This window comes from Pseudomonas sp. 43NM1 (assembly GCF_002836905.1).
Taxonomy (GTDB): Bacteria; Pseudomonadota; Gammaproteobacteria; order Pseudomonadales; family Pseudomonadaceae; genus Aquipseudomonas; species Aquipseudomonas prosekii.
Window position 1 is genome coordinate 1 of sequence record NZ_MKGS01000215.1, and the last position, 19,295, is coordinate 19,295.

The window sequence follows — 19,295 nt, forward strand, 5'->3', positions numbered from 1 at the left end:
GCCAAGCTCTGCGGCGATTTACTCGACCGCACTCGGCGCCAACCCGGTCGCGCTCAAAGGTGTCGACAGCACCATCGGCGGCACCGTGAATGTCACCGCAACCGCGCAACCAATCGGCAGCGGCACACCGCTGGGCATCGTCAACCCGGTGCTGGTGCTGAACTTCTGCGTCGCCCTGCAAGGTCTTTTCCCCTCGCGCAACTGACTCTGGCATCGGGGCCAATGGCCCCGACCCAGTTTTTTTGTTCAGAGGATTTTTCAGTGATTTTCAGGGAGCAGATTGATGCTTGATCAGATTACCGGCGAGCACTTCCGCCAGTTGCTCGGCACCTCCAAAGCGCTTTATCTCAGCGATGGCAGCCAGATTCCCGTGACCATCGTGTCGGTGGTCGACAAGCCCAATGCGCGCATGTCGGCCACTGGGCGAATGCCGTTCGGGGTGGAACTGAGCAGCCCGGCGCAAACCTCTTTCATCGACGGCCCTTGCGCCATCGAACTGCCGGAGCTGGGCCTGATTGAAGGCATTGTCGTCTCGCGCACCCCGGAGCTTGGGCGCGCCGCCGGGCACGTTTACTTCGACATCACCGTTAACTGAGCAGCCCGTTTTGAGCTGACTGCGGCTGGCCCGGATACCAGACCAGCCGCTCGGCCGCGACGTTGCTTTCCTCGACCTGAAACCCCAGCGCCAGATAATGCCGGCGCGCATGCGGGTTATTCGCCCAGACCACCGTCGCCACCGGGCAGCGCACCTGTTCGGCGGCTTTTTGCACACCCTGCAAAACGGTGCGGCCATAACCCTTGCCGCGCGCGGCGGGAATGAACGCCAAGTACAACACACGAATTTCGTTGGTGCCGAAATCGGCGGTCAACGCACCAATCGGCGTGCCGAGTTTTTCAACGACAAAGTGCATCGCGTTCGGGTAAGACTCGCCGGTGCCTTGTTCCTGCACGCGCATTTGCTGAGCGACCACTTCCTCGACCAACTCCTGCTCGCCATCGATCCATTGCAGATCGGGGCGCGCGGCGCGGTACAAACTGTGCAAAAACGGCCCGTCGCTGGCCGCCGATGGGCGCACCACCAGATCACCGACGTCTTTGGAATTATTGTTCAGCATTGCCAAGTCTCCCTGCGCTAGAAACCACTCTCCCTCACCCCCAACGCCGCCAACCGGCGCCAGGCAGTCCCCAACAACGATTCACTGCGACCTTGCATCACCACCACGCCGCGCAGCGGCTGGGTCGGCGCGGCAATGTTGTCCAGCGGCGTCATGCGCACCGCGTATTGCGCCTGCACCGGCTCGGGGCGCTGGCTCTGATCTCGGCGTACGGCAATCGGCCCGTGGTGATCGGAGGTCAACGCTTCCTGCTCGATAAACCGCGCGCCGTTGGCGTCGATTTCGCTCAATTGCACGGCGACAGCCGGGTGCATCGGGTCTTCGGCGATAAATCGGCCATCGGCGCCGGGCGCGATTCGCCACAACTCGGCTTCGGCCAGATAACCGCGCAATCGCGCACCGGGTTCGACGATGCGAGCCAGCGGTTCCTTGGGCGATAACCAGCGCCCGGCATTCAATTGCGGCAACACGTCGCGCACTTTGCCGGTCTGCGGTGCCCGAATCAGCAAGCGCTCGCGTTGCGCGGCCAACCCGCGATACTCGGCCACCGCTTCGGCCAGACGCTGCTCGACGATCCCGGCATCGGCCACGGTTTCACTGCGGCTGGCCTGACGGCGCATCTGCAATTGCTGAATCTGGATTTCGCGGCGGACGATGGCTTGGCGAGAATCGAGATCCGGCGATTCCAGTTCAATCAACACCTCGCCCTGCGCGACCATTTGCCCATCGCGCACATTGACTTGCTTGACCCGTGAAGCGACCGGCGCATGCAAGGTGCTGACGCGCCCGGCCTCCAGCATCGACGGCAATTCCACGGCGCTGCGCCACGGCACCGCCAACAGCAAAACAATCGCCAGCAACCCCAACGCGCTGAGCAACACGCGCGGCGCATGCGCCTGATCGCGGCGCGTCCACCATTCGCGCCACTCGCGAACGATCGGCAAAAAAATGAACCAGATCAATTCGACAAACATCAGGAAAATGCCCAGCACCTTGAAAAACAAGTGATAGACCGCCAGCGCAATCCCGAAAAACAACACCGCGCGCCACAGCCACGCGCCGTAACCCCAAGTCAGCAAACGCCGTTGCATCGACGGCGACCACGGTTCCGGTGCCGGCGCGCCGTAGCCAAACAGCGCCTCGCGCAAACGCCATCGGCACAGGGCAAACGCGCGGCCCTGGAGGTTGTCGACCTCCCAGAAATCGCTGAGCAAAAAATAACCGTCAAAGCGCATGAACGGGTTGAGGTTGATCACCAACGTGGTGATCCACGTCGCGCTCGCCAGCATGAACGCCGCCGTGCGCGCCGGGCCATCGGGCAGCAGCGACCAGGCGAGCAATGCGAGGCAGGCCAGAAGCAATTCGGCAAACACCCCGCCGGCGCCGATAAACAATCGCGCGCGCCGGTCGTTGACCCGCCAGGCATCACTGACGTCGGTGTAGAACATCGGCAGCATCACCATGAACGCCACGCCCATGCTTTGCACCCGACAACCGGCGCGCTTGGCCATGAACGCGTGGCCGAACTCGTGGCACAGCTTGGCGAAAAACAGCGCCACACCGAACGCCAGCGCACCGCCGAGGCTGAACAGGTGCGGGAACGTGCCGATAAAGCGCTGCCAGTCGCGCGACACCAGAAACACCCCGAGCGCCAGCGTCGCCGGCAAACCGATGCGCAACCCATAGGGGCCGAAGCGCTGCAGCCACGGCCAGGCACGATTGAGAAACGCGTCCGGGCGCCACAATGGAATGCGGAAAAACAGGTACTGATGCAAAAGGATCTGCCACAGCGTCTGGCGCTGCGCGGCAGTTTTCAGGCTGTAGCTCGCCCGTTGTTGCGGGTCGAGGGCGCTGATCAAATCATGCCCGCGCAGGAAATTCAGCAACTGCTCAAGCTCGGCGCCGTCGAGCGGCAGACCCGGTTCGCGATTGGCCGCGCGCAGCACTTGCTCGGGATCGCCCAGCGACCAGTGCCGGAGCAAACGCATGGCCGCTGCGCCGAGTTTGAAATAACGCCCGCGCACCGGATCGGCCAGGGTCCAGCGCGGCGAACCGTCGAGGGCCGGGGCCGCCGCTTGCAATTGCAGGTCGGCGCGCAGGCTCGGCAGGCTCATTTACAGGCCCACGCTTTGGCGCAAACCGGCCAGCGGCCGCCGCAGCAAATACAACGCCAGCGGCGCGCGGTCGCCGAAAATTTTCGCGGTGCCGCGCAGGCCGATGCGGGGTGGCGCTGCGTCGAAACTGGCGTCCAGCCGATAAGCCAATTGTCCGCCCGCCGTCGGCTGCGCTTCATAAGCCGAGCGTTCGAGTCGAGCCTGATGTCGCTGCAACGGATCGCTGTCGAGGAACAGCGAAACCTGCGCGCCCGGCTCCAGCGCAATGGCGTCACCCACCGCCAATTCGATGCGCAATTCGGCCTGATTCGGGTCGGCGATCTCCATCAAGCGCTCGCCGGTTTGCACCGGTTTGCCGGTCCAGCGTTCGGCGTCGGCAAACACCGCGATGCCGTCGCGTTCGGCGCGCACTTCGCTGCGTTTGAGCAACTCGCGGGCGTAATCGCGTTCGGCGCGTTTCTGCTCGACCCGCGCCGCCAACAAATCTATTTTCGAACTCGATTCCGCGTCGGCGAACGAACGCTGCGAATTGGCCCTGAGTTCTGCTTCAGCCACACCGAGTGCCCGTTCCGCGACGTCGGCCTGGGCCTTGAGCGTGGTGCTTTCGAAGCGCAGCAGCAGGTCGCCGGTTTTCACCGCTTGATTGGGTTTGATCAGGAATTCGGCAATCACCCCGTCCAGCGGCGCGGCGACCACGCGGCCACCCAGCGGCACCACTTCGGCCGGCGCCAGCACCGATTGGCGCACCGGGATCAGCAGACACAGCAGCGCCGCCGCCACCAGCGCGATCTGACGTTTGCGCGTCCAGCGCAGCCGCCACGGTTTGCGCGGTTGCAGCGCCAGCCAGGCGTGGCTGTAGGTGTCGCCCAATTGCGACAGCAGCACTTGTTCGGAAGGATTCCAGGGATTATCGCGGGCCAGCCATAAACCGCCGAATACCGCGCCGGAGTGATCGACCAGCGGCAACCAGAACACCTGGGCGGCCGACAAACTTTGCCAGTCGGCGCGGATTGATTCGCTGAGAGCATCGTGCGGGATCACCCGTGCCTGTTTCAGCACGTCGCGCTTGAACAGCTGCGCCACCGCTTGCTCGACGAACGCCACAAACGGCGCGTTCGCATCCACCGCACTGACGCCGGTCACCGCTTGCACCTTGCCGGCAATCAACAGCGCCGCGTGGCGAAAACCAAACAGCGCCTGGCCGTCGTTCACCAGGCTGTAGGCCAACTGCGCCGAGGTCCGCGCGGCGCGGGTCTGGCGTTCAAGATCAAGAAACCGGGCGAAGACCTGTTCCGCGCCGCCGCTCAGCGGCGCGTTCACTTAAGCTCCGCGAAACGCGCCGTACCGCTCATGCCGGCCAATAATCCGTTGGCATTGGGCAACGTCGCTACCAGCAGCAAGGTTTGACTGCCTTCATCGATGCGCGCGCCGAGGCGCTTGACCGTGGCGTCCAGCGGTTGACCGGTTTCATCGGGAACAAAACTGAAGGTCTGGCCGGGCTTGAGCTTGCCCATCCAGCGCGAAGGAATCAGCAGATGAATTTCCAGCGTGCGATTGTCGACCACGTCCAGCAACGGCGCGCCCGCCGCCACGCTTTCATAACGCTGGACCTTGCGCTCGACCACCTGCCCGTCAAACGGCGCCAACACGCTGCAGCGCCGCACCTGAACCTGATAGACCTGCGACTGCGCCTGAGTCTCGCTGACCTTGGCTTCGGCCCGGGCCACTTCAAAGCGCCCGACCGAATTCAACGCCGCCAACTGCCGGTTATGCGCCAACTCTTCACTGGCGCCACGGCTGGCCGCTTGCGCCGCGTTGAGCTGCGCCTGAAAACCCGAACAGTCGAACTTCGCCAGCGTGTCGCCCTTCTTGAACGACTCGCCCTCGCTGAACGGCAACTCGACCACCCGCCCCGGCAACTCACTCGCCAACACCGCCTGATCGCGAGCGCGCAACACACCCCGCGCTTCACTGCTGGCCGGCGCCGCACCGGCACTGGCAACCGCCGAGCTATCCAGCAGCGGATCGTCTGGCGCAGGCGTTTGCGCCTGTACCGCGCACGTTACAAAGGTCAATCCCAGAACCCAACTACAAAAACGTGGCATCGCCGCTACTCCCTGACGGATTGCCGGAGTCTACGACAGCGGCGGGTAGCGTCAAGCGAATAGCCATCATTGGGGGGAAATGTGTTGTTACCTCGCCCCGATGCGGCTGATCGAGTTGCTTCAAGTGACCAGTAGATTGATGAATTCGAGGCGTGAATGACGGCCTCTTCGCGGGCAAGCCTCGCTCCTACTAGGGGAGCGGGCAGCCTTCAAGGGAGCAATCCATGCGCGCAGATGCAGTCAATACCGTTAACGCTGCGCAGTCTCCAACAACGGATAAACCGATTCCCAGCCCCCACCCAACGCTTTGTACAACCCCACCATCGCCAACGACACCCCCGTCGAGCTCTCGACCCATTGCTGCTGCGTTGCGAGCAATTCGCCCTGGACAGTCAGGACGTTGACGAAATCGGCCACGCCTTCGACGTATTGCTGTTGCGCGGTGCGCAGGGCGATCTGATTTTGGCGCACGGCTTCGGCGAGGCTGTCGCGGCGCAGTTGGCTGGCGTTGTAGGCGCTCAGTTGGTCGTCGATTTCATGCCAGGCGCGCAGCACGGTTTGTTGATAAGCCAACGCCGCTTCCTGTTGTTGTGCTTCGCGCAGGTTGAGCATGCCGCGCAGACGACCGCCGTCGAACAGCGGCAGGCTGAATTGCGGGCCGATGCCGAACGCACGCGAGCCCCAGGAACCGAAATCGCTGAGTTGCATGGCTTGCGAACCGAGGTTGCCGGACAGGGTGATTCGCGGATAGAAATCGCCTTTGGCCACGCCGATGCTGGCGGTCGCCGCACGCAAACGCGCTTCGGCCTGGCGGATGTCCGGGCGGCGTTCGGCCAGTTGCGACGGCAGGCCGATGGCGACCTGGCGCGGCGTCTGCGGCACCGGGCCGTCGGTGGATAACTCGGCGAGCAACGCTTGCGGCGGCGCGCCCATCAGCAGGCTCAGGGCGTTGATCAGTTGCGACTGACGCTGCTCCAGCGCCGGCAGGCGCGACTCGATGGCCGCCACTTGCGCCGCAGCTTCGGCAACGTCGAGGTCAGTGGCAACGCCGTCGGCCAGACGCAATTGCGAGAGCTTCAAACTGTGGCGCGCGACGTCGAGGTTCTCCTCAGTGACCGCGCGGGTGCTCTGCACGCCGCGCAGTTGAATATAGTCCTGAGCAGTTTCGGCCAACACCGACAACAGCACGCCGCGACGATCATTTTCGGCGACTTCGAGGGTCGCGTCGGCCGCCTCGGTTTCGCGGCGCACGCGGCCCCAGAAATCCAGTTCCCACGATGCCGAAAAGCCTGCGTCCCACAGATTGAACGCCGATTTGCCCTCGTTGCCGGACGGATCGTTCAGGCCTTCGGCGCTGTTGCGTTTGCGCCCATAACTGCCAGTGGCGGCGGTGTTCGGGTAGCGTTCGGCAGTGATCACCTGGCGGGCGGCGCGGCTTTGTTGCAGGCGACTGCTGGCGAGTTTGAGGTCGAGGTTATCGGTGAGCGCGCGCTGGCTCAGCGCTGAAAGTTTGGCGTCATGGAAAACCTCCCACCAACGTTCGTCCATGGTTTGCGCGACGGCCTGGCTTTCGGCGACTTTGGCGGGTTGTGCCCATTCGGCGATTTTTTGCGGTTCGGGTTTGAGGAAATCCGGGCCGACGGTGCAGGCGGTCAGAGATAACAGGCTCAAAACCATCGCCACTGACTGCAAGCGCTCCTTGTGGCGAGGGGGCTTGCCCCCGTTGGGCCGCGAAGCGGACCCAAAATCTGCGAGCGCTGCGCACTCGAACGGGGGCAAGCCCCCTCGCCACAGGGATGAAAATCTACGGAGACTTTTCATCGTTCGGCCACCTCACGTCTTGCAGTCGCGGTGTCGATCCGCGCCTCCACCGACATCCCCACCCGCAGCCGCTCGGCCAACGGCTGGTCGGCATCCAGCACAATTTTCACCGGGATCCGCTGCACAACCTTGGTGAAATTACCGGTGGCGTTGTCCGGTTTGATCGAGGCAAACGTCACGCCAGTGGCCGGCGCGATGCTCTCGACGCGGCCGCGCAACACCTCACCGCCGAGGCTGTCGACGCTGACCTGCACCGCTTGCCCCGGCTGCACATCCGTCAGTTGGGTTTCCTGAAAATTGGCCACGACATAGGCCTGCGCCAGCGGCACCACGGCGAGAATCTTGCTGCCCGGCGTGACATACGCGCCGACCCGCGCCGCGCGCTCGCCGACCATGCCGTCCTGCGGCGCGGTGATGCGCGTGTAAGACAGCTCAAAACTGGCAATCTCCAGCGCCGCTTGCGAGCGCTTCAGCCCACCTTCGGCCGCGTCACGTTGCGCGGTCAGAATCTCCACTTGCTTGCGCTCCGCCGCCAACACCGCAGTGGCGTTGGCCAGCCGCGCGCTGGCCTGATCAATGCGCGTGCGCGCCTGTTGCGCGTTCTGCACGGTGCCGGCGCCAACGCCAGCCAGGTGGTTGTAGCGATTCAATTCATGCTCGGCGAAGGCCATTTCAGCCTTGGCCGAGACCACCGTCGCTTGCGCCTGAGCGATCACCGAGGTCTGCCGCTCAAGGGTCGCCCGGGCGTTTTGCAGCTGCGCGCGAGCGACCAGGGTTTCAGCGTCGGCCGCCTGGGCGGCGGCGCGCAGGTCGCGGTCATCGATCAATGCGAGCAACTGCCCAGCCTTGACCCGCTGGTTGTCCTCCACCAGCACCTCTTTGATAAACCCGGCCACACGCGGCACCACCAACGTGAAGTCCGCCGAGACAAAGGCGTCGTTGGTGCTCTGCTGCGTGCGTTTGCCGAACAGCCCCGGCGCGATCAAATAGATCAACACCCCGACCGCGATCGCTGCGGCAACGCCGACAGCCAATTTCTTTCTCGAATAAGTCGTCATAAAAACCTTCAGTTTCAGTCAAGCGTTCAGGTCGGTGCGCGCGGCGGATACATCCGCGTCGGCAGCCAGAAAATCAGCAGGATCAGCGCCACCGCGACGCCGGTCATGCACAGATAAAGGTCCGACGCCGTGAGCACCACGGCTTGCTCGTGCAAGCGATGCGCGAGGCCGGCGCTGTCGGCATCGACCAGTGGCGAATTGCCGAGACGGTCGACCAGCATCGTCGAGTGAAAATGCAGGCGCGAGGTGGTCAGCGCTTCGATAATGCCGGTGGCGATCACCGCCGAGAGGCCTTTGACGGTGTTGAACCACGCCGAGGCGAACGGCCCTTCCATCGGCGTGATGCTGCCGGTGGCAAGCATCAGCAACGGCAACACCGCCATCGGCTGCCCGAAGATTTGCAGCAGTTGCAGCACATAGAAGTCGTCGCGGATCCACGCCGAGGTCAGTTGCGAACCGCCAATGCAGGAGAGCGCGAGCATGCCCAGACCAATCCCCAGCACCCAGCGGCAATCGACCCAGCGAAAATTGCACAACGCCGCCACCAGCGGCAGCGCGATCAATTGCGGCAGCGCCGCGATGAGCATGATCGGCGCGGTCTGGATCGGCCGATAACCCTGGACCTGCGCCAGGTAACTCGACGGAATAAGCACCACCGCCAGCAGCACCACCAGCACCCCGGCCAACGTCATCAAGGCAAACGCCAGGTTACGAATCCCGAGCATCTGCAACTTGAAAAACGGCACCGGTTGCGACCATTCGTTGATCAGAAACAGCACCAGCAACAGCAAGCCGCCACCAAGCAAAAAGTTGATCAGGCTCGACTCGAACCAGTCCAGCCGATTGCCCTGGAGGATGCCGATCACCAGCATGCAGATCGCTGGAAAACCCAAGACGAAGCCGCGCCAGTTGAACTGCTTCAAGCGTTCGAGACGCGGCGGATCCTGCGGTAATCCGTAAGCCACAGCCGCCATCGCAACCAGGCACGGCGCGATGATTTGCCAGAAGGTCCACTGCCAACTGGCGTATTCGGTCCACAACCCGGCCAGCGGCGTACCGAGGCCGGGGCCGAATGTCGCGGTCAGCGCATAGCCGGCCAAGCCGTACAGCTTGACGTTGGCCGGCAGGAACCGCAGCGCCACGGTCATCAACATCGGCGGCAACGCCCCGCACGCCAAACCCTGGACGATGCGCATCAGCAACAGGCTTTCGTAGTTCGGCGCGAACGGGCAGAGCACGCCGAGCAACGTGAACAGGCCGATGGCGCAGAGGGTGAAGCGGCGCAGCGAGAACGTCACCGCGCACCACGGCGCGAACGCCATCGCGGCCACCGAGGTCGCGGTGTAACTGGCGACCAGCCAGGTGCCTTCGTCGTAACCGATGGCCAGCGCGCCGCGAATATCGGCGAGCGCGACTTTGGTCACCATTTCGTTCAGGCCGGACACCAATACCGCCAGCAACACGCCAACCAGGCCAATGATGATGCGCAGGCCGAAGATCGGTGGTGTGACAGCGGCGGGACTGGCCGCGGCAAGAGGTGCCGGGGCCGTGAGGGAAGTCATTTACTGCAGCTCCGGGAGGTAAGACCGGGGCATTTTAGGGTGGGTGAGGCATTACGAAAATTGACTTATGGGCAGCTTATAAGTGCGCCAGACGCAGTAATCAAACACACATGTAATCCTGTGGGAGCGAGCTTGCTCGCGATGGCGGTGGGTCAGTCGACACTTAAGTTGGATGTGACGGCCTCTTCGCGGGCAAGCCTCGCTCCTACAGGGGGTTTGTGTCGGGTTGGTTCAGGTTGGCTGGGCGGCCAGCCAGGTTTCGTCGCAGCAGGTTTTGAGGGTTTCGCGCATCCAGCGGTGCGCCGGGTCTTTGTCGAATCGCGGGTGCCAGGCCTGGGTCAGCATGAGCGTCGGCAAGGGGATCGGCAGGGTGAACGACCGCAGCTTCAAACCGAGGCGCCGCACGCTCAGCAGCGCCTCCTTGGGCACCGGCAGAATCAGGTCGGAGTCGGGCAGCGCGAACATCGCCGCGTGGAAACTCGGCGCGATCACCGCGACCCGCCGCGTCAGGCCCAACGCTTCCAGCGCCGTATCAATAGGTCCTCGCGCAATCCCGCGACGCGACATGCTGATGTGGGCAAAACCGGCATAACGCTCGGCGGTGATTTCCTGATCAAACAGCGGATGATCCTCGCGCGCCAATCCCACAAAGTGCGTGGAAAACAGGTTCTGGATTTTCACTTCCGGCATCAACGGGCGGTTATTGCTGATGTTCAGGTCGATCCGCCCTTCGCGCAGCGCCTCGTCGTCGCCATCGCCCTCCGGGACGAAACGCAATTCACAGTGCGGCGCCTGGCGCTCGAGGGTATCGAACAGTTTGCCGCCGTAGACGCCGATGAAAAAGTCGTTGGCGCGAATGCTGAAGCGCCGCCGCAACGTGGCCAATTCCACCGCATCCGCCGAGCGAAACAGCAGCGCCGCTTGCTCGACCACATCGCGCACTTGTTCGCGCAACGCCAAGGCCTTGGGGGTTGGCACCAGTCCGCGACCGGCGCGCACCAGGATCGGGTCGCCGATGGCTTCGCGGATTCGCGTCAAGGTGCGGCTCATGGCCGCCGGGCTGAGGTTCATCCGCCGCGCAGCGCCGACCACACTGCCCTCGTCGAGCAACGCGTCGAGGGCCACCAACAAGTTCATGTCCGGGAGTTGCATGCTAAGCACTCATGGCTGATCAGGAATGATTCAGACGCAATGCTAGCAAACATCCCTGGGGTTGGGGTTGGCAGGTTTGGTATTGGCGGGGCTGGCCGCCATCGCGAGCAAGCTCGCTCCCACATTGGATCTGCGTCATGCACAAATCCCCTGTGGGAGCCGAGCTTGCTCGCGATGAGGCCATCAGCCCCAGCGAAGATCTACCGCTCGTGCAACGCCTCGGCGCGTGCGCATGGGAATGATCGACGGGGCAGCAATGGGTGTGTTGGTTTCGAGGCCGCCATCGCGAGCAGGCTCACTCCCACATGGGATCTGCGTCATGCACAAATCCCCTGTGGGAGCCGAGCTTGCTCGCGATGAGGCCATCAGCCCCGGCGAAGATCTACCGCTCGTGCAACGCCTCGGCGCGTGCGCTTGGGAACGATCGACAGGGCAGCAATTAGTGTGTTGATTTCGAGGCCGCCATCGCGAGCAAGCTCACTCCCACATTGGATCTGCGTCATGCACAAATCCCCTGTGGGAGCCGAGCTTGCTCGCGATGAGGCCATCAGCCCCGGCGCAGATCTACCGCTCGTGCAACGCCTCAGCGCGTGCGCATGGGAATGATCGACAGGGCAGCAATTAGTGTGTTGATTTCGAGGCCGTCATCAGCCCCAGCGCAGATCTACCGCTCGTGCAACGCCTCGGCGCGGGCGCGGATGATCGGCTTGAGCAGGTAGCTGAGCACGGTTTTCTTGCCGGTGATGATGTCCACCGAAGCGACCATCCCGGGGATGATCAGCAGCGGTTTCTCATCGGTGCCGAGGTGGCTGCGGTCGGTGCGCAGCTTGATGATGTAGTAAGTGGTTTTCTTGTCTTCATCGGTAATGGTGTCGGCGCCGATCTGCTCGAGCTTGGCTTTGAGCCCACCATAAATGGTGTAGTCGTACGCGGTGAATTTCACCGTCGCCTCTTGCCCTGGATGCAAAAACGCAATGTCCTGCGGCCGAACCTTGGCCTCGACCAGCAAGGTGTCGTCCAGCGGCACGATTTCCACCAGATCGCTGCCCGGCTGAATCACACCGCCAATGGTGTTCACCAACAGCTTATTGACGATGCCGCGAACCGGCGATGTCACCAGCGTCCGGCTGACCCGATCTTCCAGCGCTTTGCCGGTGGCCTGGGCCTTGTTCAGGTCAGTGCGTGCTTCGTTGAGTTGGGTCAGCGCCTCGCTGCGGAATTTGCCGCGCGTTTCATCGATCTTGCGCTGCACTTCCTTGATCGCCGACTCGGCACGCGGAATCGCCAACGTCGTCGCGTCGAGCTGCCCACGGGTTTCGACTTCGGCACGTTTGAGTCGCAACACTTCCACCGGCGACACCGCGCCCTGTGCTACCAGCGGCTCGGACATGTTGATTTCCTGACGTTGCAACGCCAGGCCATTGCGGTACTGCGATTGCTTCGAGGAGAACTCGCGCAGCTCTTGCTGACGCTGAATCAACTGCTCCTGCAAACCACCGATTTCATCGTGCAGTTGCTGGCGACGGCTGGTGTACAGCGACTCTTCGCTGGCAGCCTGGCCGGGAACGGCTTTGAGCACGTCGGCCGGAAAGGCTAGCGGACGGTCATCGACCTCAGCGCTCAAGCGCTCGACGCGCAACAGCATCGACAGGCGATCAGCCTCGGTTTCGCCAACGTTGGAAGCGAATCGCGTGTCATCAAGACGAATCAGCGGCGCGCCGGCCTCGACGATCTGGCCTTCCTTGACGAACAGTTCGGAAATGATCCCGCCCTCAAGGTTCTGGATTTTCTGGATCTTCGACGATGGAATCGCCTTGCCGTCGCCCTTGGTCACTTCGTCGATAACCGCGAAGTTGGCCCAGAGCATGAGGAACACGAAGAAACCGATGATCGCCCAGATCGTCAGGCGCACCACGCGTGGCGCATCTTCGATCAAAGCCTTGTTCACTTCCGGCAACGGCTGGCCTTGCAGCGACGCCGAGCCTTTGAAGTAGCGGCGGACAGAGTCCTTGAAACCCGACTTAAGCAACACTGATCTGCCCCTTCTTCAACGCTTCCATCACAGCCGCTTTCGGGCCGTCCGCCAGGATCTGGCCACGGTCAATCACCAGCAAACGGTCGACCAGCGACAACAACGATGCCCGGTGCGTTACCAGCACCACGGTTTTGTTTTCAATCACCGCTGCGAGGCGTTGCTTGAGGCGTTCTTCGCCGGTGTTGTCCATGGCGCTGGTCGGTTCGTCGAGCAGCAGAATCGGCGGATTGAGCAGTAGCGCGCGAGCCAGCGCGACGTTCTGGCGCTGACCACCGGAGAGGTTTTGCCCACGCTCGCCGACTTGCAGTTCGTAACCTTGCGGGTGCAAACGGGCGAATTCGTGGACGCCGGCCAGTTCGGCGGCTTGCAGCACCAACTCGTCTTCTACATAACGCGCGCCCGAGACCAAATTGTCGCGCAGCGTACCGGCGAGCAACTGGATGTCCTGCGGCACGTAGCCAATGTTGTGGCGCAACTCGCTGACGTCGATCTGGCGGATATCAACTCCGTCCACCAGCAACGCGCCGTCGTCCGGCTGATAGAGCCCGACCAGCAGTTTGGCCAGCGAGCTTTTGCCCGAGCCGCTGCGGCCGATGATGCCGATTTTTTCGCCGGGCTTGATGATCAGGTTGATGTTGTTCAGCGCGGCGTTTTGCTGATTCGGGTAGGTGAAGTTCAACTGACGGCATTCGATGGCGCCTTGCAAAACTTTGCGGCTCAACGGGCGCTCGTCGAAATTGCGCTCCTGCGGCAGCTCCATCATCTGGTCCACCGACACCATGGTCACCCGCGCTTGCTGGTAACGCGTCAATAAACCCGACAGCGACGCCAGCGGGCTCAGCGCGCGGCCGCTGAGCATGTAGCAGGCGATCAAACCGCCCATGCTCAGATTACCGTCAATAATTTGGTAGACGCCGAAGACGATCATGATCACCCCGGCCAGTTGCTGGATCAGCAGCGTGATGTTCATCGCCAGACCGGAGAGCATTTTCACCCGCAGTTCGAGGCGGCTGAGGGTGCCGATGGTCTGTTCCCACTGGTATTGGCGTTCGCTTTCGGCGTTGTTGACCTTCACCGCGTCGAGCCCGGCGAGGGTTTCGATCAGGCTCGATTGACGCTCGGCGGCGAGGGCCATAGTGCGTTCCATGGTCGCTACCAGCGGTTTTTGCAGCGCGTAGCCGATCAGCAAGGCAATCGGGAACGCGAGCACCGGAATCCACACCAGATGCCCGCCGAGGATCGCGATGACGAGGAAGATCAGCAGGGTAAACGGCAAGTCGATCAGGCTGGTCAGGGTCAGCGAGGCGAGGAAATCGCGCAGGCTCTGAAACTCGTGGATGTTCTGGGCGAAGCTGCCAACCCGCGCCGGACGATATTTCATGGCCATGCCGACGATGCGCTCGAACAGCGTCGCAGAGATGATCAGGTCGGTTTTCTTACCGGCCAGATCCAGGCACAGACTGCGCAGGCTCTTGAGGATCAAGTCGAACAGGTAAGCGCCGGTGATGCCGATCGCCAATACCCACAACGTGGATTCAGCCTGGTTCGGCACAACGCGGTCGTAGACGTTCATCACGAACAGCGGCGCGGCCATTGCGATGATGTTGATCAGGAAACTCGCCGCGATCGCGTCGGCGTAGAGCCAGCGCGAGCGCTTGAGGGTGTCGCGAAACCACGAGCGGGCGCGCGGAATCAGCGTGCCGTGGTTAACGTCAAATTTATGTTGTGGCTGGGCGAAGAACACTTTGCCGATGTAATCGTCGGCGAGCAGTTCGCGGCTGACGACACTTTCGCCGCCATCGCTTTCGCTGAGCAGCACTCGGGCCTGGTCTTCACCTTGCCAGCCGAGCAGCACTGCGCTGCGACCGTCCTTGAGCAGCAACAACGCTGGCATGGCGATCGCTGGAATTTCTTCCAGTTTGCGTTGCAGCACCCGGCCCTGCAGGCCGGCGCGAGCAGCGGCGCGGGGCAGCAACTCGACGCTCAGGCGTTGTTTGGGCAACGGCAGGCCGGTGGTAAGCATCGCCGCGCTGGCCGGTTTCTGGTGCAAAGTGCACAGGGCCAACAAACCATCCAGTAACGGATCGTCGTGCAGCGCGCGTGGATCATGAATGAGATGAACTCGGCTAACTTCTGATTCCACGCTGGGCACTCTTGGCTAACAAATGAACAATTAAGGTTCTGCTCAATTCATCCCGGGCAGTTGGACCTTTGGCTTCACGTCGTTCTGCACAACGGATGCCAACGGCGCGACCACACCCTGGCTTTTGAGCAACTCGCCCATGGTCGCCTTGATTCGGTATTGAGTAAATAACTGAATGTTCTTGATGTCTTCCAGACGACGCGACGCGGTGAACAGTTCGTTTTCACTGTCGAGCAGGTCGAGCAAAGTCCGCTGACCGAGGCTGAATTGCTTCTGGTAAGCGGTGCGCACGGCCATGCTGCGGTCGACATATTGCTGGGCGATCGGCACTTGGGCGTTGGCGTTGTTCAAGGCGTTGAACGCCAGGCCCAGCTCTTCATTCAATACGCGCAAAGCATTGTTGCGCACGTCGAGCGCCTGGCTGGCCAGGTACGATTTGGATTCCAGATCGTTCTTGTTACTGCCGCCGGCGAACAGGTTGAAACGCATGCGCAGCATGGCTTGCCACTCGCTGCTGTGGCCGTTCTGGCCGTCGATGTCGTTGTCGGCAGAACGCCCCAACTCGGCATCGAAGCGCGGGTAGAACGTCGACTTCGCCGCTTCATACTGTCGCTCCGCTGCCGAGATATCGGATTCGGCAGAACGCAGCACCGGGCTGTTTTCGAGCATCTGCGTGCGCGCTTCATTGAGGTTGGCCGGCAGCAGCGCCATGAATTGCGCAGGTCGCTCAAGCTGATCCGGCATCTCGCCGACGGCGCTGAGGAAGTTGGTCTGGGCGTCGGCGAGGTTGGTCTGTTCGGTGATCAGGTTGTTGCGCGCCTGAGCCATACGGGCCTCGGCCTGGTCCATGTCAGCGCCGCTGCCGACACCGCGCGAGGTGCGCAATTGAATCTGGTCAAAAATCCGTTCGTGGCTCTTGAGGTTTTCCTCGGCCAGACGCACGAATTCACGGCGGGTCAATACATCGAGATACACCTGAGCCACGGTCAGCGCGGTGCGCTCGGAAGTGCCCAACAATGAATAAGCGCGGGCATTAACGGTGGCTTGTTGACGCCCGACTTCGCTGGACGTCGCAAAACCGTCAAAAACCATTTGCGAGAGACGCAAACTTGACTCGCTGCGGTTCAGGGTTTCCCAGTGATTGCTGCCGGTGTCGGCGCGGGTAGTAACGTTGTCCGTGCCTTCGCGACCATAACCGCCGAGTAGATCGACCCGTGGCAGGTATCCCCCTTTGGCAGCCTTTAACTGATAATCCGCGGCCATTCTGGCGTTAACGGCAGCCTGGATTTCCGGATGGATATCCAGCGCCTGTTGCATGGCTTCCGGCAGGGTTTGTGCTTGTACAAAACTGGCGGCAACGGCGAAGGGTAAAGCCTTGAACAGGAACGAACGCATCTTGGAAATATCCCAGAACTACTTGTCTTGAATCACAGCAAACAGGGGCGCTGCGCAGGATGATGGCAACCGGAATGACCGTATGTCGGAAAGTACAAAAGAGGGAGTGAATGACACGCTTTTGGACAGGTCGCCGCATGAATATCAATGTGACATTACTGGGGCGATTGTTTAGGATGGCACCCATAAGGTCAATAGTTTGGCATAAACTAAATAGCCAAAAGCTATAGCCAAATATTTGACGAAATATAGCGTCAAACTAATGAACTAATCTACATAAGTACGTCCAGACTGCTTTGACGAAATCGTCATCAGGTCCATGGAAGTCAACTGAACGTGACACCCGGAGAGTCTTCAATGAGCAGTGTTGTTGCCATCGTCAAAAGCATTGTTGGTCAGGTTTTCGTGGTGTCCCCAGAGGGCGTCCGGCGCGTACTCGTTGAAGGCGACCGACTGTTTGTTGGCGATCAGGTAGACACTGGTGTTGCGGGCGCCGTCTCGCTCGAATTGGCTGATGGCCGCACCCTCGATCTGGGCCGCGATACTCAGTGGAGCGGCACCGATCCGGATTCCAGCACCGACCTGGCAGAAGCCACCGCGCAAGCCGCGCCATCGGTTGAAGAATTGCAGCAGGCGATCGTTGCCGGCGCCGACCCGACCCAAGACCTCGAAGCCACCGCAGCTGGCCCGACCGCCGCAGGTACTGGCGGCGCGGCTGGCGGCGGGCACAGTTTTGTCATGCTCGACGCCACCGCTGGCCGGGTCGACCCGACTATTGGTTTCCCGACGGCGGGCATCGACTCGGCAGCAGCGATCACCCAGGAAGATGTCGCTGGCCAGACCGACAACAACGTTAATGCCAACAACACTGGCAACGACAACGCCATCGTCGATCAGCCATCGACCCTGACCCTGACCGCCACGCCGACCATCTCCGAGGCCGGCGGCGTTCTGGTTTACACCGCGAACCTGACCCAGGCGCCGACCACCGCCCTGACCATCACTTTGTCCAATGGCTCGGTGATCGTCATTCCGGCCGGCCAGACCACCGGCACCGTCAACGTGCCACTGGCGCCGAACGACACTGTTTATAACGACGCAACTCAAATCGACGTCAGCGTGGTCGGCACTACCGGCGGCGACGGCATCGTTGTCACGCCGCCGACCGTGCCGGCGACGACTCAAGTTACCGACACTATCGACACCACTACCGTTACTTTGACGGCGGGCGGCACTGTCACTGAAGGCGGGCAGATTACTTACACCGCTACGTTGACTAATCCGGCGCAGACGCCTGTAACGGTCACGCTGTCGAATGGTTCGACGATTGTTATTGATGCTGGCAAGACTACGGGGACTGTTGATGTTCCTACCGCCGGCAACGACGTTTACAACAATGGCAGCACCGTCAGCACCACGATCACTGGCACTACTGGCGGCAACTTTGAAAACCTGGTGCCGAATCCGGTGCCAGCGGTTACGACTATTACTGATTCGGTTGATACCACTACCGTTACTTTGACGGCTGGCGGCACTGTCACTGAAGGCGGGCAGATTACCTACACCGCCACGTTGACTAATCCGGCGCAGACACCGGTAACGGTCACGCTGTCGAATGGTTCGACGATTGTTATTGATGCTGGCAAGACTACGGGGACTGTTGATGTTCCTACCGCTGGCAACGATGTTTACAACAATGGCAGCACCGTCAGCACCACGATCACTGGCACTACTGGCGGCAACTTTGAAAACCTGGTGCCGAACCCGACGCCAGCGGTAACCACTATTACCGATTCGGTCGACACCACCACCGTTACTTTGACGGCAGGTTCGACGGTCACCGAAGGCGGCCAGATCACCTACACCGCCACGCTGACCAACGCAGCGCAAACGCCAGTTACCGTGACTCTGTCCAACGGTTCGACCATCACCATCGACGCCGGCAAAACTACCGGCACCGTTGATGTTCCAACCGCCGCCAATGATGTCTACCAGAACGGCAGCACCGTCAGCACCACGATCACTGGCACTACCGGTGGCAACTTTGAAAACCTGGTGCCGAATCCGGTGCCAGCGGTTACGACGATTACTGATTCGGTCGACACCACTACCGTTACTTTGACGGCAGGTTCGACGGTCACCGAAGGCGGCCAGATCACCTACACCGCCACGCTGACCAACGCAGCGCAAACGCCGGTTACCGTGACTCTGTCCAACGGTTCGACCATCACCATCGACGCCGGCAAAACCACCGGCACTGTTGATGTTCCAACCGCCGCCAATGATGTCTATCAGAACGGCAGCACGGTCAGCACCACGATTACCGGCACCACCGGCGGCAACTTTGAAAACCTGGTGCCGAACCCGACGCCAGCGGTAACTACTATTACCGATTCCGTCGACACCACCACCGTCACTTTGACGGCAGGTTCGACAGTCACTGAAGGCGGCCAGATCACCTACACCGCCACGCTGACCAACGCAGCGCAAACGCCGGTTACCGTGACTCTGTCTAACGGTTCGACCATCACCATCGACGCCGGCAAAACCACCGGCACTGTTGATGTTCCGACGGCGGCCAATGATGTCTATCAGAACGGCAGCACCGTCAGCACCACGATTACCGGCACCACCGGCGGCAACTTTGAAAACCTGGTGCCGAACCCGACGCCAGCGGTAACTACTATTACCGATTCGGTCGACACCACCACCGTCACTTTGACGGCAGGTTCGCCAGTCACCGAAGGCGGCCAGATCACCTACACCGCCACGCTGACCAACGCAGCGCAAACGCC

At 61.6% G+C, this 19,295-nt stretch carries 13 protein-coding genes and 1 pseudogene; 3 read left to right on the plus strand and 11 right to left on the minus strand.

What is annotated here, in order from left to right; translation table 11 throughout:
* Together BI292_RS28555 and BI292_RS28560 are read left to right on the plus strand one after the other, a co-directional pair.
* Positions 1-205 (plus strand): annotated as a pseudogene (locus BI292_RS28555) (phage tail protein); the annotation flags it as partial.
* A gap of 78 nt (positions 206-283) precedes the next feature.
* A complete protein-coding gene (locus BI292_RS28560) occupies positions 284-595 on the plus strand; it encodes a hypothetical protein (RefSeq protein WP_101210013.1) in 312 nt (103 codons plus the stop codon).
* Here the strand turns inward: BI292_RS28560 and BI292_RS28565 are convergent.
* The 11 genes from BI292_RS28565 to BI292_RS28615 form a co-directional block, all read right to left on the minus strand.
* Positions 588-1,115, minus strand: coding sequence for a GNAT family N-acetyltransferase (locus BI292_RS28565; RefSeq protein ID WP_101210014.1), 528 nt, complete (start codon positions 1,113-1,115; stop codon positions 588-590). The genes BI292_RS28560 and BI292_RS28565 overlap by 8 nt on opposite strands.
* 17 nt (positions 1,116-1,132) lie before the next feature.
* Positions 1,133-3,229 (minus strand): efflux RND transporter periplasmic adaptor subunit, encoded by a 2,097-nt coding sequence (locus BI292_RS28570; RefSeq protein WP_101210015.1) that lies wholly within the window; start codon positions 3,227-3,229, stop codon positions 1,133-1,135.
* Complete coding sequence (locus BI292_RS28575) at positions 3,230-4,549, minus strand: efflux RND transporter periplasmic adaptor subunit (protein ID WP_101210016.1); 1,320 nt, start codon at positions 4,547-4,549, stop codon at positions 3,230-3,232. It lies immediately after the preceding gene.
* On the minus strand, positions 4,546-5,334 hold the full coding sequence (locus BI292_RS28580; protein ID WP_101210017.1) for an efflux RND transporter periplasmic adaptor subunit: 789 nt from the start codon (positions 5,332-5,334) through the stop codon (positions 4,546-4,548). The genes BI292_RS28575 and BI292_RS28580 overlap by 4 nt, the downstream gene beginning before the upstream one ends.
* A gap of 249 nt (positions 5,335-5,583) precedes the next feature.
* Entirely contained in the window at positions 5,584-7,011 is a 1,428-nt protein-coding gene (locus tag BI292_RS28585) for an efflux transporter outer membrane subunit (RefSeq protein WP_371918775.1), read from the minus strand.
* A gap of 140 nt (positions 7,012-7,151) precedes the next feature.
* Entirely contained in the window at positions 7,152-8,213 is a 1,062-nt protein-coding gene (locus tag BI292_RS28590) for an HlyD family secretion protein (protein ID WP_101210019.1), read from the minus strand.
* Positions 8,214-8,239: 26 nt separating this feature from the next.
* Entirely contained in the window at positions 8,240-9,775 is a 1,536-nt protein-coding gene (locus BI292_RS28595; protein ID WP_101210020.1) for an MFS transporter, read from the minus strand.
* A 231-nt stretch (positions 9,776-10,006) separates the two neighbouring features.
* Positions 10,007-10,927, minus strand: a complete 921-nt coding sequence (locus tag BI292_RS28600; RefSeq protein WP_092275326.1) for a LysR family transcriptional regulator — start codon at positions 10,925-10,927, stop codon at positions 10,007-10,009.
* A gap of 664 nt (positions 10,928-11,591) precedes the next feature.
* Positions 11,592-12,959, minus strand: a complete 1,368-nt coding sequence (locus tag BI292_RS28605; RefSeq protein ID WP_092275329.1) for an HlyD family type I secretion periplasmic adaptor subunit — start codon at positions 12,957-12,959, stop codon at positions 11,592-11,594.
* The gene (locus BI292_RS28610; protein ID WP_092275332.1) at positions 12,949-15,105 is read right to left on the minus strand and encodes a type I secretion system permease/ATPase; all 2,157 of its coding nucleotides are present in this window, start codon (positions 15,103-15,105) and stop codon (positions 12,949-12,951) included. The genes BI292_RS28605 and BI292_RS28610 overlap by 11 nt, the downstream gene beginning before the upstream one ends.
* Positions 15,106-15,147: 42 nt before the next feature.
* On the minus strand, positions 15,148-16,500 hold the full coding sequence (locus BI292_RS28615; RefSeq protein WP_092275335.1) for a TolC family outer membrane protein: 1,353 nt from the start codon (positions 16,498-16,500) through the stop codon (positions 15,148-15,150).
* 357 nt (positions 16,501-16,857) lie between these two features.
* Between BI292_RS28615 and BI292_RS28620 the strand changes: the two genes are divergently transcribed.
* Positions 16,858-19,295 (plus strand): retention module-containing protein (locus BI292_RS28620; protein WP_157831324.1); only part of this gene is annotated, 2,438 nt, incomplete at its 3' end.

What these genes read in the sequence shown, in the direction of transcription:
- BI292_RS28560 (WP_101210013.1), top strand. Translation starts at nt 284, where the DNA reads ATGCTTGATCAGATTACCGGCGAGCACTTCCGCCAGTTGCTCGGCACC.
- BI292_RS28565 (WP_101210014.1), bottom strand. Translation starts at nt 1,115, where the DNA reads ATGCTGAACAATAATTCCAAAGACGTCGGTGATCTGGTGGTGCGCCCA.
- BI292_RS28570 (WP_101210015.1), bottom strand. Translation starts at nt 3,229, where the DNA reads ATGAGCCTGCCGAGCCTGCGCGCCGACCTGCAATTGCAAGCGGCGGCC.
- BI292_RS28580 (WP_101210017.1), bottom strand. Translation starts at nt 5,334, where the DNA reads ATGCCACGTTTTTGTAGTTGGGTTCTGGGATTGACCTTTGTAACGTGC.
- BI292_RS28585 (WP_371918775.1), bottom strand. Translation starts at nt 7,011, where the DNA reads ATGGTTTTGAGCCTGTTATCTCTGACCGCCTGCACCGTCGGCCCGGAT.
- BI292_RS28590 (WP_101210019.1), bottom strand. Translation starts at nt 8,213, where the DNA reads ATGACGACTTATTCGAGAAAGAAATTGGCTGTCGGCGTTGCCGCAGCG.
- BI292_RS28595 (WP_101210020.1), bottom strand. Translation starts at nt 9,775, where the DNA reads ATGACTTCCCTCACGGCCCCGGCACCTCTTGCCGCGGCCAGTCCCGCC.
- BI292_RS28600 (WP_092275326.1), bottom strand. Translation starts at nt 10,927, where the DNA reads ATGCAACTCCCGGACATGAACTTGTTGGTGGCCCTCGACGCGTTGCTC.
- BI292_RS28615 (WP_092275335.1), bottom strand. Translation starts at nt 16,500, where the DNA reads ATGCGTTCGTTCCTGTTCAAGGCTTTACCCTTCGCCGTTGCCGCCAGT.